3 protein-coding genes and 1 pseudogene are annotated in these 3,147 nt (G+C 55.5%); all 4 read left to right on the top strand.

Annotation, left to right across the window (positions count from 1 at the left end; genetic code table 11):
* A pseudogene (locus tag HT737_RS12325) lies at positions 1-550 on the top strand (DNA-directed RNA polymerase subunit beta'); the annotation flags it as partial.
* 215 nt (positions 551-765) lie between these two features.
* The gene (gene rpsL, locus HT737_RS12320; protein ID WP_003186084.1) at positions 766-1,137 is read left to right on the top strand and encodes a 30S ribosomal protein S12; all 372 of its coding nucleotides are present in this window, start codon (positions 766-768) and stop codon (positions 1,135-1,137) included.
* 107 nt (positions 1,138-1,244) lie between these two features.
* The gene (gene rpsG, locus HT737_RS12315; RefSeq protein ID WP_003228745.1) at positions 1,245-1,718 is read left to right on the top strand and encodes a 30S ribosomal protein S7; all 474 of its coding nucleotides are present in this window, start codon (positions 1,245-1,247) and stop codon (positions 1,716-1,718) included.
* A 30-nt stretch (positions 1,719-1,748) separates the two neighbouring features.
* Positions 1,749-3,147: elongation factor G (fusA, locus tag HT737_RS12310; RefSeq protein WP_182402684.1), on the top strand; the 1,399-nt coding region annotated here is incomplete at its 3' end.

Below are 3,147 nucleotides of genomic sequence, written 5' to 3'. Positions count from 1 at the left end.
GCACGACATCCTGCGTCTGCTGGGTGTGAGCGCGCTGGCCAAGTACATCGTGAACGAGATCCAGGACGTTTACCGTCTGCAAGGCGTGAAGATCAACGATAAGCACATCGAGACCATCCTGCGTCAGATGCTGCGTAAAGTTGAGATCTCCGAGTCCGGCGATTCCAGCTTCATCAAGGGCGACCAGATGGAACTGACTCACGTACTGGTAGAGAACGAGCGTCTGAACGCGGAAGACAAGTTTGTCTCCAAGTTCACCCGCGTTCTGCTGGGTATCACCAAGGCGTCGTTGTCGACCGAATCGTTCATCTCGGCGGCTTCCTTCCAGGAAACCACCCGCGTACTGACCGAAGCGGCAGTCACCGGCAAGCGCGACTACCTGCGCGGCCTGAAAGAAAACGTGGTCGTGGGTCGTCTGATCCCGGCCGGTACCGGTCTGGCTTATCACAGCGAGCGCAAGCGTCGTCGTGATGCAGACAAGCCGTTGCGCGTAAGCGCCAGTGAAGTGGAAGCTGCACTGACCGAAGCGCTGAACTCGAGCGGTAACTGAGTTCTGCGGTAAATAAGCTGAGGCCCTGATCGCTCCGTTCGTCGAATCGAGACAAATTGTCAAGGTTCGACGGGCGGGGTGGTCGGGGCCTTGCCTTGACTGGGGGCAAGATCCTCTTTAGACTCTTGATCCCCTAAATTTGGCGGGAATCCGTTCCTGTCATTTTGCTTTTCTTGCAAGACAATAGCGTCGCAAGACAACAGTGGAGCTAGTAGATGGCAACTATCAACCAGCTGGTACGTCAGCCGCGTAAGCGTATCGTCGAGAAATCCGACGTACCTGCGCTGCAGAACTGCCCGCAACGTCGTGGCGTGTGCACCCGTGTGTACACCACTACGCCGAAAAAACCTAACTCGGCACTGCGTAAAGTATGCCGTGTGCGTCTGACCAACGGTTTCGAGGTTTCCTCGTACATCGGTGGTGAAGGCCACAACCTGCAAGAGCACAGCGTGGTACTGATCCGCGGCGGTCGTGTAAAAGACTTGCCAGGTGTTCGTTACCACACCGTTCGCGGCTCCTTGGATACTTCCGGCGTTAAAGGCCGTAACCAGGGTCGTTCGAAGTACGGTACCAAGCGTCCGAAGTAATCGGCCGTTTTGCAGATTTTCATTTTATTGAGTCGATAAGAGTAAGGTCGGGCTTGCATCCACTGGATCTGTCCCGAACTAACCTGAAGACCGCTTGAGGGCTTATCATGCCAAGACGTCGCGTAGCAGCAAAGCGTGAGATTCTGGACGATCCGAAATACGGAAGCCAGATCCTCGCCAAATTCATGAACCACGTTATGGAAAGCGGCAAGAAAGCCGTTGCCGAGCGTATCGTTTATGGTGCCCTGGAAACCGTGAAGGCTCGTAAGGCCGGCACCGATCCCCTGGAACTCTTCGAAAAAGCACTCGACGCCATCGCTCCGCTGGTCGAAGTGAAGTCGCGCCGCGTTGGTGGTGCTACTTACCAGGTCCCGGTCGAGGTTCGTCCTTCCCGCCGTAACGCTCTGGCAATGCGCTGGTTGGTAGACTTCGCACGTAAGCGTGGCGAGAAGTCTATGGCTCTGCGCTTGGCTGGCGAACTGCTGGATGCTGCTGAAGGTAAAGGTGCTGCTGTTAAGAAGCGTGAAGACGTGCACCGTATGGCCGAAGCCAACAAAGCTTTCTCGCACTACCGCTTCTAATTTTAGCTTCACTAATTTTGCGAGGGCTTTATGGCTCGTACTACTCCGATTAGTCGCTACCGTAACATCGGTATCGTCGCTCACGTGGATGCTGGTAAAACCACCACCACCGAGCGCGTCCTTTTTTACACTGGCAAAAGTCACAAAATGGGCGAGGTGCATGACGGCGCCGCGACCACAGACTGGATGGTGCAGGAGCAGGAGCGTGGTATTACCATTACTTCTGCTGCCATCACCGCCTTCTGGAAAGGTTCCGAGAAGCAGTATCCTCACGAACACCGCTTCAACGTCATCGATACCCCGGGCCACGTAGACTTCACCATTGAAGTTGAGCGTTCCCTGCGCGTACTCGACGGCGCTGTGGTTGTATTCTGCGGTACCTCGGGTGTTGAGCCTCAGTCGGAAACCGTATGGCGTCAAGCCAACAAATACGGCGTTCCACGTCTTGTTTACGTAAACAAGATGGACCGTGCTGGTGCCAACTTCCTGCGCGTGATCGGTCAGATCAAACAGCGTCTGGGTCACACTCCGGTGCCGATCCAGCTGGCTATCGGTTCGGAAGACAACTTCCAGGGCCAGATCGACCTGATCAACATGCAGGCTGTTTACTGGAACGACTCTGACAAGGGTATGGTTCCTGTTCGCAAGGAAATCCCTGCGGACATGCTCGAGCTGGCTACTGAGTGGCGCAGCAACATGGTTGAGGCTGCGGCCGAAGCCAGTGAAGAGCTGATGAACAAGTACCTGGAAGGTGAAGAGCTGTCGATCGAAGAGATCAAGGCTGCTCTGCGTCAGCGCACTATCGCTGGCGAAATCGTTCTGGCTGTGTGCGGTTCTTCGTTCAAGAACAAGGGCGTTCCCCTGGTTCTCGACGCCGTTATCGACTTCCTGCCTGCTCCAACCGACATTCCTGCGATCAAGGGCTCCAACCCTGATAACGAGGAAGAGGAAATGGAGCGTCACGCAAGTGACGACGAGCCGTTCGCGGCACTGGCGTTCAAAATCGCTACTGACCCATTCGTGGGTACCTTGACCTTCGTCCGTGTTTACTCGGGCGTGTTGAACTCCGGCGACGGTGTGATCAACTCGGTTAAAGGCAAGAAAGAGCGCGTGGGGCGTATGGTGCAAATGCACGCAAACGCCCGTGAAGAGATCAAGGAAGTGCGCGCTGGCGACATCGCGGCCCTGATCGGCATGAAGGACGTCACCACTGGTGAAACCCTCTGCAACGCTGACAAGCCAATCATCCTGGTTCGTATGGACTTCCCGGAGCCGGTTATTTCGGTTGCCGTAGAGCCTAAGACCAAGGATGACCAGGAAAAAATGGGTATCGCACTGGGCAAGCTGGCTCAGGAAGACCCGTCTTTCCGCGTTAAGACTGATGAAGAGACTGGTCAGACGATCATCTCCGGCATGGGCGAGTTGCACC

This window comes from Pseudomonas sp. MD195_PC81_125, from assembly GCF_014060985.1.
Lineage (GTDB): Bacteria > Pseudomonadota > Gammaproteobacteria > Pseudomonadales > Pseudomonadaceae > Aquipseudomonas > Aquipseudomonas parakoreensis.
This window is presented reverse-complemented; position numbering and strand designations above follow the sequence as displayed.